The sequence below is a fragment of the Pseudomonas coronafaciens pv. oryzae str. 1_6 genome (assembly GCF_000156995.2).
Taxonomy (GTDB): Bacteria; Pseudomonadota; Gammaproteobacteria; order Pseudomonadales; family Pseudomonadaceae; genus Aquipseudomonas; species Aquipseudomonas tremae.
The window spans coordinates 4,384,793-4,402,670 of the sequence record NZ_CP046035.1 but is presented as its reverse complement, the minus strand read 5'-3'; the positions used below and the strand labels follow the sequence as shown (position 1 = coordinate 4,402,670).

Sequence of the window (17,878 nt, the reverse complement as noted above, 5' to 3'; positions counted from 1 at the left end):
CCCTTCATTGACCAGAGGTCTGCGCCATGGACATGAATCAGCTCCACGACATCACTTTCTACGTGATGTATGCCGCCATCGCGATTGCGATCTTTGTCGCGATCGAACGAGGCATCTACTTTGCTTATGTGCGCCGCCAGTCGCGGGCGCTGCAAACAGCGCTCAACGCTTCGGTACACAGTGAAAAGGACCTGCCTGAAGCACTGACGCGCCGGACCAGCCTCCCACTGGAAATGGTCCTGCCGGTGCTTGCCCAGAAAAATGCCCATGGCTCACGCCGGGATCTGGATGACGTCATCGAAACTCAGTATCTGAGCACGCGAGCGCCGTTGTCCCGCAGCCTCTGGCTTATCGAGACCATCACCACGGCCGCGCCATTACTGGGGTTGCTGGGCACTATCCTGGGCATCATCGACACTTTCAAGGCCTTGGCCAGCGCCGGGGTGTCCGACCCAGGGCAGATCTCTGCCGGTATCGGCACTGCGTTGTTCGCGACAGGTCTGGGTATCGCAATCGCCTTGTTCTGCGTGGTCTTTCATAACTTTTTTCAGGACAGCCTTGAGCGCATCAACGATCAGCTCAAGATCCTGTTGATCCGTGCCTCCAGCGGGGCAAGGGTGCAGGATGAAATGTCGCACCCGGTCACGGTTCCCCAGCCCAACTACCGGACGGCATGATTAACCCACAGGCGCATGTCACTGGCATGCGCCTTTTGCCTGTTCTGGCGATGAGACTTCCATGACTTCGTCTATCCGTTTTCGCTCGATGCCCATGCGCTATCGCGGTCTGATCGCTGCGTTGCTGTTGTCGAGCCCGTTGGCACATGCCGACTTCGCTATTCCCGGTTTTGAACTGGTCCACACCGTCCCCGTCGGGACCGACCTGCAAACCCCCGATTTGCGAGCGCCCGGCGATGTCTGGCGCGAGCTGTTCGACGGTGCCACCAAACGCATCGACATCGAGCAGTTCTATGTGGCCGATCAGCCGGGTTCTGTCATGAACAAGGTGCTCGATAGCCTGCAATCAGCCGGGCAGCGAGGGGTGCAGATACGATTTCTTCTCGAAGACAAAGGCCTGAAGATGTCCGACCCCAAGACCCTGGAGCGGTTGCGGGCGATCCCCAATCTCACGCTGAGGGTGCTGCCTTATGCCAAACTTACTGGCAACGGCATCATCCACGCCAAGTTCTTTGTGGTTGATGGCAAACAGGCATTTATAGGCAGTCAGAATTTCGACTGGCGCTCACTGGAGCACATTCACGAAACCGGTTTGCGGATTGATGAGCCGGGTGTGGTGCGACAAGTGCAGTCAGTGTTCGAGCAGGACTGGCTGGCCCAAGCGGCCATTACCGACGGCAAGCCAGTACCGGTTCCTGTTTCGTCTACCAACAGCGTCGCATCGTCAGACGGCAATTATCTGGTCGCCAGCCCGCAACGCTACAACCCGCCTGGTGTCGTCGATTCGCAGGCAGAACTCCCACGCTTGCTGGGCGAAGCCAAGAACGAGGTTCGCATACAGTTGCTGGATTACGCCCCTTTGTCCTATGGTCCGGACAAGACCCGTCCATATTACCCGGTCATTGATAACGCTATCCGCAGCGCAGCGGCACGCGGTGTATCCGTCAAACTCATGGTTTCAGACTGGAACACCGGCATGCCCGAAGTCGCCTACCTGAAAAGCCTGGCCCTGGTGCCCAACGTACAGGTACGCATCGTTACCCTGCCAATGGCCGCGCAGGGCTTCATTCCCTATGCACGGGTGATCCACAGCAAAACCATGGAAATCGATGACCGGATCGCCTGGGTCGGCACCAGCAACTGGCTCGGCGGCTACCTCGACAACTCGCGCAACCTGGAAGTGGTACTGCACGACAGTTCCATGGCCAAACGCATCGGGCAACTGCATGAGCAACTATGGGATGGACCTTACGCCAAGCCCATCGACATCAATCGCGACTACCCGGAACCGCACCCAGGCCAGAGTTCGAAATGAGCTTGATAGTGCGCGCGATGGCTGACAGCGACTGGCCTTCTCTGGCTCTTTTATTCGAGCAGCCGGTATTTCGCTGGTGGACGCTGCGCATGCCGTATCAGTCATCCAGCGATATAAAACGGCTTGTCGAAAACCGGGCCTCTTCCGGCTTGTCCCTGGTTGCCGAGCAGGACGGTGCAGTGGTGGGGTGCGCCATGCTTTATCGATTCCAGGGGCGAAGGCAACACGCCGCCGATTTCTGGATGGGCGTCGCAGACGGACATCATCGTCAAGGCATTGGGGGGCTGATGTTAAAAGAACTGATCGAAACCGCCTCGCGCTGGCAAAACATCAAACGCCTGGAATTGACGGTATTTATCGACAACGAGCCTGCTATCGCGCTGTACGAAAAACATGGCTTCGTCGTAGAAGGCACACACAGGGAATTTGCTTATAGAGATGGCGAGTACATAGACGCGCTCAGTATGGCGGCAGTCTTTTGAGGTGCATAGGCTGAGCCGCGAATGCAGTTCACCCCCTAGGCCACTCAGCTTCATTCAGCCACAATGACGCCTTTTACCCACCAGCCTGCTGTGGGCTGTTAAAGGATTGGTGCTGATGATCTTCTCTTTCAAGTCATTGTCCCGGAGCCTGGCGCTGGCTTTGCCACTCGCCGCTTTACTCACGGCGTGTGACAAGTCCGATAAACCGGCAACGCCACCGGCTGCGCCGCACACCACTTACGCCCAGGCCACCTGGGAAGCGCTGCCAGCAGTTTCGGATGCTGATTTGCAGGCAGGTTTCGCCTCATGGCGCAGCGCCTGTGTGCGGCTGAAGGCCGACGCAGTGTGGGGGCCGACGTGTGCTGCGGCGGCGAGCCTTGCAGCGGCGCCGGATGCGGCGCAGATCCGCACATTTCTGCAGGACCAGTTGCAGGTTTACAGCCTGCGCGCAGACAGCGGCAGCGCCGATGGCCTGATCACCGGGTACTACGAGCCTGTTTATCCCGGCAGCCTGACTCGGACGGAGACCGCCAATGTGCCGGTGTATGGCATTCCTGACGATCTGATCGTGGTGAATCTGGATAGCATCTACCCCGAACTCAAAGGCAAGCGCCTGCGCGGTCGTCTTGAAGGGCGTGTACTCAAGCCTTACGACGATGCAGCAACGATCAATGCAAACGGGCTGGCCGCGCCAGTGATTGCCTGGCTGACCGACCCAATGGACTTGCAGTTTCTGCAGATCCAGGGCTCTGGCCGCGTCAGCCTGGAGGACGGTTCGCAATTGCGTCTTGGCTATGCCGATCAGAACGGCCGTCCGTATCGCGCCATTGGTCGCTGGCTGGTCGAGCAGGGCGAGTTGAAGAAGGAAGACGTGACCATGGGCAGCATCGCTGCCTGGGCCAAGGCGCATCCTGAGCGGGTCAATGAACTGCTGTCCAGCAACCCGAGCTATGTATTTTTTGCTCGTAACCCTGACAGCAACGAAGGCCCTCGTGGCTCGCTCAACGTGCCGCTGACACCGGGCTACAGCGTGGCCATTGATCGCAAGGTCATCCCGCTGGGCAGTCTGCTCTGGCTGTCCACTACGCGCCCGGACGGCAGCAGTGTCGTGCGCCCGGTGGCCGCTCAGGACACTGGCGGTGCGATTGCCGGTGAAGTGCGCGCCGATCTGTTCTGGGGCACCGGCGAGGAGGCCGGCAAGCTGGCGGGCGACATGAAGCAGAAAGGCAATATCTGGCTGTTGTGGCCGAAGGGTATGGCCTTGCCGCAGGCGGCTGAGCCAGCTCAGGCGCCCGCAACCCACTGAACGACGGCCGAAAACGTCTCACGGGTAGCGCTATGTTGCATCGGTATCAAGCATCGATATCAGGCATAGCGCTACCGGTTATGGCCGCGACTCAGTCCGCTCATTTCAAACGCGGGTCCACTTCGAATTCCAGCGTTCTGGCCGTGGCAACAACGGCCTGGAACTCCGGGTGCTGGACGTTGAGCAGATAGTTGTACTCGCGCGGGATGATCACGCTGGGTACGGCCAGCGCCAGGCTTTGACCGGAGGCCAGCCAGGCGTCGCCGAATGAGGCGCTGGCCGGCGGGGCAGGCTCTTCACGCCAGTCTGGGGGCAGGGTGTCAGGACGAGCGTTGAGGATGTGCTCCTCGGCAATCTGCAGCTCCAGCATCGCGTAATGACGGGCCACGCTGGCGTTATTCAGGTGAACCAGTATTTCGAGTAGCGCAAGGGACTCGCTGCCGGCGCAATAGACGCACGCGTTGCCTTTGCTGTTCCAGCGTCCACCGTAGAGTTTGGCCCCTTCGCCATCAAATGCTTGCGCCAGCCATTTGCGCTTGACCAGACGATAGACCGAAATCACGCTACGACTCCATGCTCCAGTCGACCGATCAGGTCCAGCACAGCCTGGGTTTCGGCTGAAGTGGCGAGCATTTCCAGCGGCCTGCTGTTGCCCAGCCCGTGAACCGGATTCGCCAGCCAGAGTCGGGTGGCCTCGGTGTCGCCTTCGAACAGGTCCAGTGCCGCCTTGTAGACAGCTGCGAGCCGAAACAGACGATCACTTTCTTCGGCGTTGAAGCGACGCACCTTGAGACGACGCTGCAAGGTTGCCGGAGCGATGCCCAGGTGTTCGGCGAGTGTCGAACGATTCAGGTCTGTGTAATGCGCCAGCCGTTCGAACACCTCGTAGGGCAAGCCGCTGTGCAGCGCCGTATAAAGACGGGCGCCACGCTCTGGAATCCCCAAGTCCTCCCAGAAATCGTCCTGCCGGGGCACAGCCGGGTGGTAGTCGCCTATGGGCAGAGACATGTCACACCTCTCTATCGAGTGATTACTATTAAATCTATCACTTGATAATAGTCTCGTTTTAGCGCCAGCGGTAGTGATCTGGCGCAACGGAAAGCGACATAAATTACAGAAACTTCAAACATCGCCGACTAAGGCTATAGTTCTGCTTTAAATGCTGACCATCAAGCGTCCATGCTCGAACCAGCCGTTTTCTAAAAGAGCCAACGAAGACCCGTCAAAACCATACGTGCTGTCCGCCACCGTCAGCCTGATTTTTCCGTAGTGAGAACCACACGATGTCCACGCTTGCGCTATTGATATGCGACGACTCGAACATGGCGCGAAAGCAACTGCTGCGTGCCTTGCCTGCCGATTGGGATGTGTCGGTGACCCTGGCTACCCAAGGGCAGGAAGGCCTGGAGGCCATCCGTAAAGGTCAGGGCGAGATTGTGCTGCTCGACCTGACCATGCCGGTCATGGACGGCTACCAGACGCTGGCGGCAATTCGTGCGGAAAATCTGGACGCCAAGGTCATCGTGGTGTCCGGCGACGTGCAGGACGAAGCCGTGCGCCGGGTCATGGAACTGGGTGCCCTGGCGTTTCTGAAAAAGCCCGCTGACCCGGACGAGCTCAAAGACACGCTGGAACGTCTTGGCCTGCTAGGCAAACCGGCGACATCCCCTGTTGCCTTGCCAGCCCTCAACGGCAAAGGCGGGGTGATCAGCTTTCAGGACGCCTTCCGCGAAACCATCAACGTCGCCATGGGCCGCGCTGCCGCGTTGCTTGCCAAGGTGCTGGGCGTGTTCGTGCAGTTGCCGGTGCCCAACGTCAACATGCTCGAAGTCGGCGAATTGCACATGGCGCTGGCCGACGCCCATAGCGATCAACGGCTGACAGCGGTCTGCCAAGGTTACATCGGCGGCGGTATCGCTGGTGAGGCGCTGTTGATTTTCCATGACTCGGAAATCTCTGGCATGTCCCAGCTGATGGGCGGCGATCACTCCGACAGCTCCAATATGGAGATGCTGCTGGACCTGTCCACGATTCTCATCGGCGCTTGCCTGAGCGGCATTGCCGAGCAGATCGACATCGCGTTCTCCCAAGGGCACCCGCAGTTGCTGGGCGCGCAGGGCGGAATCGACGAACTCATTCGCGTCAATCAGCAACGCTGGAAAAAGACCCTGGCGGTCGAGATCAGTTACAGCGTGGAAGGCCACAATATTCACTTCGATCTGCTGATGCTGTTCACCGAAGACTCGGTCGAACTGCTTACCAAAAAACTCGCCTACATGATGAGCTGACCCATGAGCAACGCTATCGAAATCAACGAGCTTCATTGGTTGCTGGCCGTCACCCAGAACATTGACGTAGGCATCGTGGTACTGGACCTGAACTACCGGATAACGGTCTGGAATACCTTCATGGAAAACCGTTCCGGTGTGGTGCCCTATGTGGCTGTCGACAAGACCTTTTTCGAGGTTTTCCCCGAGGTAAATGCCAAGTGGTTCAGCAAGAAGGTCGATAACGTCGTGACCCTGGGCACGCCGGCGTTCACGATCTGGGAGCAGCGGCCGTACCTGGTGCGTTTCAAGAACTACCAGCCGATTACCGGGCACGAAGAGTTCATGTACCAGAACACCACGCTGTTTCCGCTGCGCTCGACCACAGGCGCTATCAGCCATGTGTGTCTGGTGATCTATGACGTCACCGATGTGGCAGCCAACCGCAACCAGTTGCTGGCCGCCAACGACAAGCTGCAGCAACTGTCCGGCTCTGCGCAAAAGTAAACGGCTGCGCAGGCTCGCGCGTCCAGCAAACCGCCCTGCGGGCTTGATCCCGCTCGTGCTAGGATCGTGGTTTTTCCGCTGACATTCAGGGACATCATGCGACCTCAAGCCACCCTCACTGTTTTGCCTGTCGAGCGCCCGCTGGTCGGGCGCGTCAGCCCGCCGGGCTCCAAGTCGATCACCAACCGCGCGCTGTTGCTGGCCGGCCTTGCCCAAGGCACCAGTCGCCTGACCGGCGCGTTGAAAAGTGACGACACTCGCGTGATGTCCGAAGCTTTGCGGCTGATGGGTGTGCAGGTCGATGAGCCTGACGAAAGTACGTTCGTAGTGACCAGCAATGGGCACTGGAACGCACCGCAACAAGCGCTTTTTCTGGGCAATGCCGGAACCGCGACGCGCTTTCTGACCGCTGCGCTGGCCAATTTCGAGGGCGACTTCGTGGTGGACGGTGACGAGTACATGCGCAAGCGCCCGATCGGCCCGTTGGTTGACGCCTTGCAACGCATGGGCGTGGACGTCAGCGCGCCAAGCGGTTGCCCGCCAGTGGCTATCAGCGGCAAGGGTGGGCTGGCGGCAGGTCGTATCGAGATCGATGGCAACCTGTCCAGCCAGTATGTGTCGGCGCTGTTGATGGCCGGAGCGTGCGGCAAGGGCGCTATTGAAGTGGCCCTGACCGGCAGTGAAATCGGCGCCCGTGGGTATGTCGATCTGACGCTCGCCGCCATGCAGGCGTTCGGTGCAGAGGTACAGGCCATCGGCGACTCGGCCTGGAAAGTATCCGCTACCGGTTACTGCGCCACTGACTTCCACATCGAGCCGGACGCCTCTGCAGCGACCTACCTGTGGGCCGCACAGGCTTTGACCCAGGGCAGTATCGATCTTGGTGTGGCCAGCGACGCATTCACTCAGCCAGACGCGCTCGCCAGCCAGATCATCGACCTTTTTCCGAACATGCCCGCCGTTATCGATGGTTCGCAGATGCAGGACGCCATTCCGACGCTGGCTGTGCTCGCGGCCTTCAATCGCCAGCCAGTGCGCTTTGTCGGCATCGCCAACCTGCGCGTCAAGGAATGCGACCGTATTTCAGCCTTGTCCCAAGGCCTGTGCGCCATTGCTCCCGGCCTGGCAGTCGAGGAGGGCGACGATCTTCTGGTCAATGCCAATCCGGCTCTGGCTGGTACCACTGTCGATGCACTGATCGACACTCACGCCGACCACCGTATCGCCATGTGCTTTGCGCTGGCCGGTCTGAAAATCAAAGGTATCCATATTCAGGACCCCGATTGCGTCGGCAAGACCTATCCGGGCTACTGGGACGCACTGGCTTCGCTGGGTGTGAGTATCCAGCGCTGAGCCCATGCGAGATGGGGTCGGGTACAGAAACGCAACGTGTCGTTCTGTATGACGGGATGCGAGCATTCGATTTCGACTGCTCGCAAGTTTCACCTCAAATCCCGAAGAACGGCTGCATCATCCTCGCCAGCCATCCGTGAAAACGCAGTTTTGAATCCGCAGCCAGCACGCAGATGCACTCCCGATCCGGGTAGGCAATTGGCTGATGCTGGATGTGGCTGTCAAGATCGGCCACATCACCCGGCCCGAACTCACCCAGCACATCGTGATATGCGCCTTTGAGGACCATGGTTATTTCGCCGCTTTCATGGCTGTGAACCGGCATGCTGACGCCCGGAGCGATTTTCAGCAGCATCAGGTTGCCGTGCTCTATACCTTCGGCGCGCACACGCTGCACGCCGGGGATCAGCGTCTTCCATTTCAGCGTGCTCAGATGGCGCCCGAAATACGCCTGCATACAGGTCGGCAGCAGGTCCGGGTCCTGATTGGCTGCGGGTATCGAGTTTATAGGGGGCGCAGAATGTGCAGTCTGTTCATCCAGGCGGGCCAGCATCGCCGAACGGCTCTTGAGCGAGATGATCGTGTTTGCCTGTTGTTGCATCAATACACCACCGATCTGCTCTGCCTGCCGTAGCCGCGCCCTGCACTCGGGGCAACGCTCCAGGTGCGCGGCGGTGACCAGCGTAAGAACCTGCGACAGCGCCCCCGACGCATAGCTGACCAGCGTGGCTTCATCCGGATGATGCGATGGGCCCATCATGATTCCTCCATCCCTGAACGCAGCTTCTGAAACGCCAGGCGCAAGCAGGACTTCACCGTGCCCAGCGGCATGTCGAGGCGTTCGGAAATTTCTCGATGGCTGAGCGCTTCGAAATAGGACATGCGCAGCACCTTGGCTTGATCAGCGGGGAGGTTCTGAATAGCGATGTTCAGGTTGTGCTCCTGACGCTGGCTGTAATCGAGCGTTCTGTCTACCGGTGCCTCCAGACGCTCGAGTTGTTCCAGCGAGTCCTGCACCTGCACCCAGCCGCGGTCCTTGCGCACGCTGTCGATGTACAGATTGCGCGCGATGCGAAACAGCCAGGTGCCCAGGCTCGCTTTGGCCGGGTCAAAGGAATCAGCCTTGTTCCACAGCTTGAGCAGCACCTCCTGTACCACCTCCTCAGCCTGCCCTTCGGGCACATTCAACCCCGTCAGGTAGCGCAACAAGCGCGGCGCGAAGTGATCGTAGATGCGCAGGAAGCTATCGCGGTCCCGTTGCCGGGCCACTGCGGCGACTTCATCAATCCAAAGTCGGGTTGTCGTCGAGTCGCTGTGCGGGGTGGACAAGTGACAGAAGGTCCTGAGACGGGCAGTTATGCGCATGATCCACCTTCTGATCACCAATGTATGGTTTTGGTTCGCGGTCAAAGAGGTTACGAAGATGCAGAGAGGATGGATCACAGCATGCGATGAGCGGGCCGGCAGACTTCTTCAAGAAATGTGATCAAGCGTTCTGTGTCAGAGCCATATAGCTCAGGCTGACCCCAAGCGTCATCGACTCCCCCTGCCGCAGCAGCTTCAAACCCGGATGGCCGGGCAAATGATGAGCATTGACCGGGTGGCTGACCGGCTCGAAACAGAAGAAATCCAGCCCCGGCGGGCAGAACACCAGAAAGTATTCGCTGCCGGTGGCCTCAACGTGCAGCTCGTAGCCCAGGTCTGGCTGGCTGATGAGGCTGTGACCCTCCCAGCCGGTGAAGCCATTGTCGAGGCGCGTGGCGGGCAGGGTGTTGCCGTGCCGGAAGTCCCATTCGGCGGGCAGGTCCTGCAACTCGGTGGGCAAGCCTGCGGGGTCGCACAGCCAGACCTGCGCTGCCTTCACCTGCAAGCGTGTGCGAGGCGTACGTGGCAGGTAAGGGTGCAAGCCCAGACCGTGCCAGGCGGCGCGGCTGTCCTGGTGCGTAGTGGTCAGCTCGATGCTCAGTTTGCCACCGCGCAGGGTGTAGCGCAGTTCGGCGCGGTAGGCGAACGGTGTCTGACTGTCGAGTTGCAGGCAGATACTCTGCTGGGTCTGCTCGACGACCGTCCAGGCTTGTTGCCAGGCGCTGCCATGAATGGGCAGCGGGTCGTTTGCACTGTTGGGCGCCAGCGTCAGCCAGCCATCCGGCGTGTCGAAACCGCTGTTGCCGATCCGGTTCGACCAGGGAGCCAGCGGGTAGCAGGCCAGCCGACGGGGCGTGCCGGCAGCCAGTGCGTCCTCGCTGCTGGGGCGCAGCAGGGGATGGCCGCTGGCCAGAGCGGTCCAGTTGACGATACTGGCGCCTATTTCGGGGGCGACGCTCAGACGGGTCAGGCCATCTTCAAGGATCAGAACGTTCACGGGCATGAGGCAGGACCTTGCTGGATGTGTGAGGAACAGGCGAAGGCGTGCGCCGCCAGGTCAGCAGAACAATCCCGCTGACCACAATCAACCCGCCAATGACCTGACCGCTGCTGAGCAACTGGTCCAGAATCAGCCAGCCGAACAGCAGGCTGGCCACCGGTTCGATGTTCATTACCGGCGCATTGCGGCTGATGTCCAGGCGCGCCATACAGATGAACAGCAGCGAAAAGCCCAGCCCGTACAGCAGCACCAGACTGGCCAGCGCAGTCCAGCCGACACGGCTTGCCGGCAGATCCACGCCGCCGGGCAGCAGGCCGCTGGCACCCGCTACCGCAGCCGCGACGAAGACCACCGCCATGGTCAACATGCTGCGCACTGTACCGCGCATGCTGGCCAGTTTGTTGTCGGTAATCCACAGCGCAAAGGCGAACACCACCGCGGCAGTGAATGCATAAGCGATGCCCTCCAGCCACTGTGGTTCGCTGCTGCCGGAGTTAGACAGTCGTTGTGGCACGTCCAGCGCCAGGGTCAGGCCAAACAGGATCAGTCCCATCAGGGCTGCGGCACGCCGCGTCGGCCTGGCTCCGCCCAGCGCCCAGCTCAGCAGGGCCAGCAGGATCGGCGAGACATTAACCACCAACAGCGCCAGAGCCACCGGAATGCGCGCCACCGCTGAATAAATACAGAAACTCTGGGTTGCGATAAGCAGCCCGAGCAACAGTTGCCAGCGCCATGTGCTGGCGGCAAGGCGGGGTTTTTCACGTTGCCACAGCACCAGGCTGACCAACACCAGCAGGGTCACGCCGGAACGACAGAGGATGGCCAGCAGCAGCCCGGTGTCATGATCGAAGGCGATACGCGCCGCGATATGGTTGCCGGCAAACGAGCAGGCCAGCAGCGCCAGAATCATCACAGCGATGTGGCGGGGGAACAGGGCAGGAGCGGACATACGCAACCAGCCTCCTTGGCTGGAAAAACCGGATCGCCTGCCGGAACCCGTTTCCAGGCCCCGGCAGCGTTACCACGACAGACTTAAAGCACGACGCTCGGCAGCCACAGTGAAATGGCCGGAACGTAAGTGACCAGCATCAGCACCATGAACAACGCGATGTAGAAGGGTACCAGTGCTTTTACCGTGGCTTCGATAGTGACTTTGCCCACCGCAGCACCGACGAACAGCACTGCGCCGACCGGCGGTGTGATGAGACCTATCCCCAGATTGACCAGCATGATCATACCGAAGTGCACTGGGTCGATGCCGACGCCGACGATGACCGGCAACAGAATCGGGGTCAGGATCAGGATCAGCGGCGCCATGTCCATGACGGTGCCCAGCAACAGCAACATGACGTTGATGCACATCAGGATCACGTAGCGGTTGTCCGACAGGGTCAGGAACGCGGTAGTTATCTTCATCGGGATCTCCATCAGCGTCAGGATGTAACCAAAGCTGGCAGCGAAACCGATCAGGATCATCACGATGGAAATGGTACGGGCGGCCCGGTGCATCAGTTTGGGCAGATCGCGCCATTTGTAGTCGCGGTAGATGAACATGGTGACGAAGAACGACCACAGCACGGCAATCGCAGCCGACTCGGTGGCGGTGAAAATACCCGACAGGATGCCACCGAGAATAATGACCATGGCCATCATGCCCCAGAGCGCTTCACCGGCAATTTTTAACGCCTGACGCAGCGGTATCACTTCGCCTTTGGGGTAGTTGCGCTTGCGCGCGAAGATCATGCACAAGCCCATCATCACTGCGCTGAGCAACAGCCCCGGCAAAATTCCGGCCATGAACAGCGACGCGATCGATACAGTGCCGCCCGCGGCCAGCGAGTAAAGCACTGAGTTGTGGCTGGGAGGCGTCAGCAGGGCCTGAACCGAGCCGCTGACGGTTACTGCCGTGGAGAAATCGCGTGGGTAACCGTTACGTTCCATTTCCGGGATCAATACCGAGCCCACCGACGCGGTGTCGGCGACTGACGAACCGGAGATTGCGCCGAAGAAGGTCGAAGCAACAATATTGACCAGCGACAGGCCGCCGCGCACGAAACCCACCAGCACCGCCGCAAACGCGACCAGCCGCCGGGACATGCCGCCTTCGGCCATGATTGCACCGGCCAGCACGAAAAACGGAATCGCCAGTAGCGAGAACTTGTTCACGCCACCGGCAATCTGGATCATCAAGGCGTCTGCCGGAATGTCGATCCACCAGGCGCCGATCAAGGCAGAAAGGCCCAGCGCGTAAGCGACCGGCATACCTATCAGGATCAGTGCGATGAAGCTGCCTAACAGTATAAAAGCGTCCATTTATGCGGCACCTTCGCTTTCTTCAATGACGTCGAAGCGCATCACCGCGCGATGACTCTGGTCGCCCAGAAACAGCCGTTCCAGCACGAAAATCAGGGTCACGATGCCGCCAAGGGGAATTGGCAGATAAGAGATCCCGACGCGCAGAAACGGCAACTCGCCGATAAACTGATTCCAGGTGGTGGCGCACAGCTTGAAGCCCTTGACGATCATGAACAGCGCCACAATCGCCATCAGAACCTGCACCACCATTGCGGCGATACGGCGTACCTGCTGCGGCATGCGGTCCACCGCCATCGACACCGCCATGTGCGCCCCGGCGCGGTAGCTGGCTGCTGCGCCGAAGAAGGTAAACACCACCATCAGCAGAATGGCCGTGGGTTCCGGCCAGCTGGAACCGCTGCCGAGGATATAGCGGGCAAAGATTCCCCAGGGAATGATCAGGGTCATGATCAGCACCGACAGACCCGCAATGCCGATACAGACCCGATAAACCGTGTCGTTGATGCGCAAAAGCGTATTTTTCATTGGGCTCACCACTGCGGCGGCGAACGAGCTTGTGCTCGTCCCCGCAGCGTAATCGGACAGGCTTATTGGGCCGTTGGGGTACTGGTCGCCGCTAGCGCCGGGTTGGTCTGTACCGCATTGATACGCTCGATCAAGGCCTTGTAAGGCGCGCCGAACTTGTCGCGTACCGGCTGGGTGGCGTCGTAGAAGGCTTTTTTCTGCTCAGGCGTCAGCGTGATGAACTCCACACCTGCGGCCTTGAGCTTGGTTTCCGCGTCGGCTGAAGACTTGTCCCACAGCACGCGCTCTTCCATTTGTGCTTCACGCGCGAGCTTTTTCACCAGCGCCTGCTGCTCCGGGTTGAGCTTTTCCCAAGTGGTTTTCGCCATCACGATGGGCTCGGGCAGAATCAAATGCTCGGTAATCGTAAAGAATTTGGCGTTCTGGTAATGGTTGTGCTGAAAGTAGGTGGGCGGGTTGTTTTCTGCGCCGTCAATGACGCCGGTCTGCAGCGCGCTGAAGATTTCGCCGGTGGCCATGGCGATGCCGTTGCCGCCCATGTCGTTGATGGTTTCGATGAACACCGGGTTGCCCTGAACGCGTATTTTCATGCCTTTGAGGTCTGAAATCTGCCGTACCGGTTTCTTGGTGTACAGGTTGCGGGTGCCGCCATCCATCCAGGCCAGAGCGACCATGTTGAATTGCGAGTTGGTGATCTTGTCGAGAATTTCCTGGCCAATCTCACCGTCGATGATCGTGCGCATGTGCGCCTGATCACGGAATACGAACGGCAGGTTGAAAACATTGACGTCTGGCACCACCGGGCCGACGATGCCGAGGCTGACGCGGGTCATCTGCACAGCGCCACTCTGGACCTGCTCGACCACTTCCTTCTCGGAGCCGAGCACGCCGCCAGCGTACATCTTGAAGCTGATTTCGCCCTTGGATTGCTCTTCGAGCTTTTTACCCATGTTTTGCTCGGCCACGACCGGCGCGTAGCCTGCGGGGTGGACCTCGGCGAACTTGATTTTGATGTCTTCCTTGGGCGTGCAGGCCACACAAAAGACCAACGGGAGTGCGGCGATGAGAAGCTTGCGTTTGAAATCCATGGATATCTCCAATATTGTTATTTTTGGTCGAGCTATAAGGTTTTCAGCAGGCGCAATCAGCCCTGAAATACGGGTTCCTCCAGGCCTTTGACGCCAGGTCGCAACGCGAACACGCCACCGGCGAGTGGCTGGTCGCCGAGATCGCCGCCCGGGCGAATGGAGGTGACGAACAGAGTGTCCAGACCGGGGCCGCCAAAGGCACACATGGCCGGTTTTTTCACCGGCACGGCCAGCGAGCGGTCGAGCTTGCCGTCGGGTGTAAAACGGTGGATCAGGCCAGCATCATTGCCGCAGATCCAGTAGCAGCCATCGGTGTCCATCGCAGCGCCGTCGGGACGGCCCGGATGAAGGTTCATGTCCACGAACAGGCGACGGTTAAGCGGAGTGCCGTTGTCTGGGTCGTAGTCGAACGCCCAGATTTTCTGCACGCCGGGGTGCGAATCGGACAGGTACATGGTCTTGCCGTCCGGGCTGAACGCCAGGCCGTTGGGAACGATGAAGTCCTTCAGCTGTGCGTCCAGCGTTTTCTGATCGGCGCAGTAGCGATACATCGCGCCGACCACTGCGCCAGCGGACATGTCCATCAGCATGGTGCCGGCCCAGAAACGGCCCTGTCGGTCACAGCGGCCATCATTGAAGCGCATGCCGGCCTGCGCGTGTTCGACGCAGGCCAGCAGCGTGCTGATCAGGCTGCCGTCGTCGCAGGGTTGCAGGTGAAAAATCCCGCTTTCCATCCCAGCAATCCAGCCACCGCGGCTGTCTGCTGCGATGCAGGCGAGCATCTGCGGAGCGTCCCAACTGCGTGTGCTGCCAGTTGCATGACTCCAGCAATGCAGACGGCCTGCCGGGATATCTACCCAGTAAAGCGCCTGGTCACGCACGCTCCAGACCGGGCTTTCGCCAGTGGCGTTCTGCGCATCGACTATCAGCTCGGCATCCATGACGATTCTTGTCTCCAGGGTTCTGAAAGAGAGAGACTGATGTTCAGTCGCCGAACGGGCCCGATGCTACAAAAGCGCCGCCCTGATAGACCATCGCCGGGTCATCGGCTGCCGGCAGCGGCTGCGCTTCAACCTTGGCGCGAAATTGTTCCGAGCTGTCTTTGGGGACGTATCCCAGGCTGCTGGCAAGACTGTTGTCCCACCACACGGTCTTGTTGTCCGACACGCCATAGACCACTGTATGGCCTACTTTCGGCGCATACAGGGAGCGCTCGATGAGTTGTGTCAGGTCGCCGAAGCTCAGCCAGGTGCTCATCATTCGACGGTTTTGCGGTTCGGCAAACGATGAGCCGATGCGGATGCTGACAGTCTCGATGCCGTAGCGATCAAAGTAGAAACTGGCCATGTCTTCGCCGTAGGACTTGGACAGGCCGTAATAGCTGTCCGGGCGACGAGGCGAGTGCGCATCGATGGTTTCGTCCTGCTTGTAGAAACCGATCACATGGTTGGAACTGGCAAAGATCACCCGCTTCACGCCATGGCAGCGTGCGGCCTCGTAAATGTGGAAGACGCCACAGATGTTGGCACCAAGGATTTCCTCGAACGGTCGCTCGACCGATACGCCGCCAAAATGGAGAATCGCATCCACACCTTCGACCAGTTGGTGTACCGCGTTCTTGTCGGCCAGATCGCAAACCTGAACCTCTTCTCGGTCGTCGACCGCCGGTGCCATCTCGGCAATGTCGGAGAGGCGCAGCACCTGAGCGTAAGGGCGCAGTGTTTCGCGCAATACCTTGCCCAGTCCGCCTGCCGCGCCGGTCAGCAGGAGGCGATTGAAGGGAGTTGGAGTGGTATGAGCCGATGCCATGAGAAAGTCCTAATTTGTTATTTTTTGTCATCTGTTGTCGTATGACTTGCCGGATTATCGACATCGCCCGCGCTGCTTGTCAACGCGGCCAACGTATAAATCGGGCCGTAATATTCCGGGCCGACACAGGTAGTTACAAAGGCAAAGCCTGCAGTGAACGCCAGGCTTCGCCTTCTGCTTCAGAGCAACGAAATCGGGTAGCTGACGAACACACGGTTCTCATCGAATTCGTTGGCACTGAAATCGCGACGCATGCTTGAGTTGCGCCATTTGACGTTCAGGTTCTTGAGCGCGCCGCTCTGCACCGTATAAGCCAGTTCAGACTCGCGTCCCCATTCCTTGCCATCAGTGATCGTGCCGGTGTGTACGTTATCGCCGCTGATGTAGCGGTTCATCATCGTCATGCCGGGCACCCCGAGCACCGCGAAGTTGTAGTCATGGCGCAGCTGCCAGGACTTCTCTTTGGCGTTGTCGTAGCTGGCGTTGTAGCTGTCGTTGGCCAGTGTGCCGCCGCTGGTGCCGTTGACACGCATCCACGCCGTATCACCAGTAAGCTTTTGCAGGCCGACATAAAACGTGCTGCCGCCGTAGCGGGCCGAGAGCAGTGCGTAGGTGGTCTTGTTGTCCAGATCACCCGCCAGTTTGTTGCCGTCTTCCTTGCCGGTGAAGAACCCCAGGTTTGCGCCCAGGGTCCAGTCGCCGATGGGCTGGCTGTGCAACAGGTTGAAGAACTGCTGCTGGTAAATGTCCTGCAACTCCGAATACCAGACGCCTACCTGAGTACGCTTTTCATTGAAGACATACTCGCCGCCGCCGAAATTGAAGCGGTCGGACGTGAACGCGCCTCGTCCGTTCATCGACATGTCTTCCATGCTGGCGTCATTGCGCGGGCTGTTACCGCGAAACTGCCCGCCGTAAAGCGTCAGGCCGTCTATCTCTTTGGACGTCACCTGACCGCCCTGAAAGGTCTGTGGCAATGAACGACCGTCATCGGAGCGCAAAATCGGCAGCACCGGCATCCACTCGCCGACCTTCAATTCGGTCTTGGAAACCCGCGCCTTGCCTGCCACGCCAAGACGTCCGAAATCATCAGCCGGGCGCCCGTCGCTGTGAATAGGCAGCAACTGAGTGCCGCCGGTCCCTTTGCCGCCATCAAGTTTGAGCGAGTACAGGCCCAGCACATCGACCCCGAAACCGACCACGCCTTGGGTAAAGCCGGACTTGGCATCGAGAATGAAACTCTGCGTCCATTCTTCAGCTTTGTTCTGCGGCGCAGCACTGTTGGGGAACGCCGGATTGGTGAAGTTACGATTGAAGTAAGCGTTACGCAGCGTCAGCGTCGCTTTGGTATCGTCGACGAAGCCTTCAGCCATGCCCAGCATCGGGAAAATCAGCGTCATGCCGCCAACACCCAGCAAAATGCGCGAACGGGTAGAGTGAGTTGTCATTATTGTTGTGCTCCCTTTTTTTATTGAAACCGTCCTCTTTTCTGGCCACGTGCAACTGCGACCGACACCTTCGAGGATTACGTGATGCCTGTTGCCAGGCATGGCCCCGACCGACAGACGATCGAGGACGTTCGCCGTGCTTCAGCGAATACCGAGAATCTGGAAGGGGGTCAGGCAGCGCAACGCGGAGACGTCCGACGAAAATTCAATAATCCCTGGAGCGGGTATGCAGGCAAGCGTTGTCATATAGGTGGCCCAGTCTTGTTTTTATTGTTGGCGTTATAGGTTGTCGTACAACTTGAAGGATATTTGCAGCGCAGCCTGTGTTTGTCAACGAGCTGTTAGTCGGGTTTACCGATTCACCTGATTTTAAACGCTCATGTTGAAGTGACTGAATAGGAGTGAACGGGGCCAGCGGCT

General features: G+C 59.3%; 19 protein-coding genes. 7 read left to right on the top strand and 12 right to left on the bottom strand.

Annotated elements, in window-relative coordinates; translation table 11 throughout:
* Positions 1 to 26 precede the first annotated feature (26 nt).
* The 4 genes from POR16_RS19755 to mltA all read left to right on the top strand — a co-directional run bounded on the left by POR16_RS19755 (position 27) and on the right by mltA (position 3,780).
* Entirely contained in the window at positions 27 to 677 is a 651-nt protein-coding gene (locus POR16_RS19755) for a MotA/TolQ/ExbB proton channel family protein (RefSeq protein ID WP_005890996.1), read from the top strand.
* 61 nt (positions 678 to 738) lie between these two features.
* Positions 739 to 1,992, top strand: coding sequence for a phospholipase D-like domain-containing protein (locus POR16_RS19750; protein ID WP_005890999.1), 1,254 nt, complete (start codon positions 739 to 741; stop codon positions 1,990 to 1,992).
* Positions 1,989 to 2,474 (top strand): GNAT family N-acetyltransferase, encoded by a 486-nt coding sequence (locus POR16_RS19745; protein ID WP_005891002.1) that lies wholly within the window; start codon positions 1,989 to 1,991, stop codon positions 2,472 to 2,474. Before POR16_RS19750 ends, POR16_RS19745 begins: the two co-directional genes overlap by 4 nt.
* 115 nt (positions 2,475 to 2,589) lie before the next feature.
* Positions 2,590 to 3,780 (top strand): murein transglycosylase A, encoded by a 1,191-nt coding sequence (gene mltA / locus POR16_RS19740; protein ID WP_005891005.1) that lies wholly within the window; start codon positions 2,590 to 2,592, stop codon positions 3,778 to 3,780.
* A gap of 100 nt (positions 3,781 to 3,880) precedes the next feature.
* Here the strand turns inward: mltA and POR16_RS19735 are convergent, their stop codons facing one another.
* Positions 3,881 to 4,342, bottom strand: a complete 462-nt coding sequence (locus POR16_RS19735; RefSeq protein WP_122381138.1) for an RES family NAD+ phosphorylase — start codon at positions 4,340 to 4,342, stop codon at positions 3,881 to 3,883.
* Positions 4,339 to 4,788, bottom strand: a complete 450-nt coding sequence (parS, locus tag POR16_RS19730; protein ID WP_005891013.1) for a type II RES/Xre toxin-antitoxin system antitoxin — start codon at positions 4,786 to 4,788, stop codon at positions 4,339 to 4,341. Before parS ends, POR16_RS19735 begins: the two co-directional genes overlap by 4 nt.
* A gap of 275 nt (positions 4,789 to 5,063) precedes the next feature.
* Between parS and POR16_RS19725 the strand changes: the two genes are divergently transcribed.
* The 3 genes from POR16_RS19725 to aroA all read left to right on the top strand — a co-directional run bounded on the left by POR16_RS19725 (position 5,064) and on the right by aroA (position 7,907).
* The gene (locus POR16_RS19725; RefSeq protein WP_005891015.1) at positions 5,064 to 6,068 is read left to right on the top strand and encodes a response regulator; all 1,005 of its coding nucleotides are present in this window, start codon (positions 5,064 to 5,066) and stop codon (positions 6,066 to 6,068) included.
* Positions 6,069 to 6,071: 3 nt separating this feature from the next.
* Positions 6,072 to 6,554 carry a PAS domain-containing protein gene (locus POR16_RS19720; protein ID WP_005891018.1) on the top strand — a complete coding sequence of 161 codons (483 nt, stop codon included), beginning with the start codon at positions 6,072 to 6,074 and terminating at the stop codon, positions 6,552 to 6,554.
* A gap of 96 nt (positions 6,555 to 6,650) precedes the next feature.
* Positions 6,651 to 7,907 (top strand): 3-phosphoshikimate 1-carboxyvinyltransferase, encoded by a 1,257-nt coding sequence (gene aroA / locus POR16_RS19715; protein ID WP_005891019.1) that lies wholly within the window; start codon positions 6,651 to 6,653, stop codon positions 7,905 to 7,907.
* Positions 7,908 to 8,001: 94 nt separating this feature from the next.
* Here aroA and POR16_RS19710 read toward each other — a convergent pair whose 3' ends face one another.
* The 10 genes from POR16_RS19710 to POR16_RS19665 form a co-directional block, all read right to left on the bottom strand.
* Positions 8,002 to 8,664: a ChrR family anti-sigma-E factor gene (locus tag POR16_RS19710; RefSeq protein WP_005891022.1), complete on the bottom strand. Its 663-nt coding sequence runs from the start codon at positions 8,662 to 8,664 to the stop codon at positions 8,002 to 8,004.
* Positions 8,664 to 9,176, bottom strand: coding sequence for a sigma-70 family RNA polymerase sigma factor (locus POR16_RS19705; RefSeq protein ID WP_024669623.1), 513 nt, complete (start codon positions 9,174 to 9,176; stop codon positions 8,664 to 8,666). Before POR16_RS19705 ends, POR16_RS19710 begins: the two co-directional genes overlap by 1 nt.
* Before the next feature lie 217 nt (positions 9,177 to 9,393).
* Positions 9,394 to 10,275: an aldose 1-epimerase gene (locus POR16_RS19700; protein ID WP_005891031.1), complete on the bottom strand. Its 882-nt coding sequence runs from the start codon at positions 10,273 to 10,275 to the stop codon at positions 9,394 to 9,396.
* Positions 10,250 to 11,221 carry an EamA family transporter gene (locus tag POR16_RS19695; RefSeq protein WP_005891036.1) on the bottom strand — a complete coding sequence of 324 codons (972 nt, stop codon included), beginning with the start codon at positions 11,219 to 11,221 and terminating at the stop codon, positions 10,250 to 10,252. Before POR16_RS19695 ends, POR16_RS19700 begins: the two co-directional genes overlap by 26 nt.
* Positions 11,222 to 11,304: 83 nt before the next feature.
* A complete protein-coding gene (locus tag POR16_RS19690) occupies positions 11,305 to 12,585 on the bottom strand; it encodes a TRAP transporter large permease (RefSeq protein WP_005891039.1) in 1,281 nt (426 codons plus the stop codon).
* Positions 12,586 to 13,113, bottom strand: a complete 528-nt coding sequence (locus POR16_RS19685; RefSeq protein WP_005891042.1) for a TRAP transporter small permease — start codon at positions 13,111 to 13,113, stop codon at positions 12,586 to 12,588.
* 62 nt (positions 13,114 to 13,175) lie between these two features.
* Positions 13,176 to 14,201 (bottom strand): TRAP transporter substrate-binding protein, encoded by a 1,026-nt coding sequence (locus POR16_RS19680; RefSeq protein ID WP_005891046.1) that lies wholly within the window; start codon positions 14,199 to 14,201, stop codon positions 13,176 to 13,178.
* 56 nt (positions 14,202 to 14,257) lie between these two features.
* On the bottom strand, positions 14,258 to 15,142 hold the full coding sequence (locus tag POR16_RS19675) for a glucurono-1,5-lactonase (RefSeq protein ID WP_024690768.1): 885 nt from the start codon (positions 15,140 to 15,142) through the stop codon (positions 14,258 to 14,260).
* 43 nt (positions 15,143 to 15,185) lie between these two features.
* Complete coding sequence (locus tag POR16_RS19670; RefSeq protein ID WP_005891050.1) at positions 15,186 to 16,010, bottom strand: NAD-dependent epimerase/dehydratase family protein; 825 nt, start codon at positions 16,008 to 16,010, stop codon at positions 15,186 to 15,188.
* A 179-nt stretch (positions 16,011 to 16,189) separates the two neighbouring features.
* Positions 16,190 to 17,458, bottom strand: a complete 1,269-nt coding sequence (locus POR16_RS19665) for an OprD family porin (RefSeq protein ID WP_024669627.1) — start codon at positions 17,456 to 17,458, stop codon at positions 16,190 to 16,192.
* Positions 17,459 to 17,878: the final 420 nt, after the last annotated feature.

Coding starts and splice junctions, on each gene's coding strand:
- POR16_RS19755 (WP_005890996.1), top strand. CDS start 27: ATGGACATGAATCAGCTCCACGACATCACTTTCTACGTGATGTATGCC.
- POR16_RS19750 (WP_005890999.1), top strand. CDS start 739: ATGACTTCGTCTATCCGTTTTCGCTCGATGCCCATGCGCTATCGCGGT.
- POR16_RS19745 (WP_005891002.1), top strand. CDS start 1,989: ATGAGCTTGATAGTGCGCGCGATGGCTGACAGCGACTGGCCTTCTCTG.
- mltA (WP_005891005.1), top strand. CDS start 2,590: ATGATCTTCTCTTTCAAGTCATTGTCCCGGAGCCTGGCGCTGGCTTTG.
- parS (WP_005891013.1), bottom strand. CDS start 4,788: ATGTCTCTGCCCATAGGCGACTACCACCCGGCTGTGCCCCGGCAGGAC.
- POR16_RS19725 (WP_005891015.1), top strand. CDS start 5,064: ATGTCCACGCTTGCGCTATTGATATGCGACGACTCGAACATGGCGCGA.
- POR16_RS19720 (WP_005891018.1), top strand. CDS start 6,072: ATGAGCAACGCTATCGAAATCAACGAGCTTCATTGGTTGCTGGCCGTC.
- aroA (WP_005891019.1), top strand. CDS start 6,651: ATGCGACCTCAAGCCACCCTCACTGTTTTGCCTGTCGAGCGCCCGCTG.
- POR16_RS19710 (WP_005891022.1), bottom strand. CDS start 8,664: ATGGGCCCATCGCATCATCCGGATGAAGCCACGCTGGTCAGCTATGCG.
- POR16_RS19700 (WP_005891031.1), bottom strand. CDS start 10,275: ATGCCCGTGAACGTTCTGATCCTTGAAGATGGCCTGACCCGTCTGAGC.
- POR16_RS19695 (WP_005891036.1), bottom strand. CDS start 11,221: ATGTCCGCTCCTGCCCTGTTCCCCCGCCACATCGCTGTGATGATTCTG.
- POR16_RS19690 (WP_005891039.1), bottom strand. CDS start 12,585: ATGGACGCTTTTATACTGTTAGGCAGCTTCATCGCACTGATCCTGATA.
- POR16_RS19685 (WP_005891042.1), bottom strand. CDS start 13,113: ATGAAAAATACGCTTTTGCGCATCAACGACACGGTTTATCGGGTCTGT.
- POR16_RS19680 (WP_005891046.1), bottom strand. CDS start 14,201: ATGGATTTCAAACGCAAGCTTCTCATCGCCGCACTCCCGTTGGTCTTT.
- POR16_RS19675 (WP_024690768.1), bottom strand. CDS start 15,142: ATGGATGCCGAGCTGATAGTCGATGCGCAGAACGCCACTGGCGAAAGC.
- POR16_RS19670 (WP_005891050.1), bottom strand. CDS start 16,010: ATGGCATCGGCTCATACCACTCCAACTCCCTTCAATCGCCTCCTGCTG.
- POR16_RS19665 (WP_024669627.1), bottom strand. CDS start 17,458: ATGACAACTCACTCTACCCGTTCGCGCATTTTGCTGGGTGTTGGCGGC.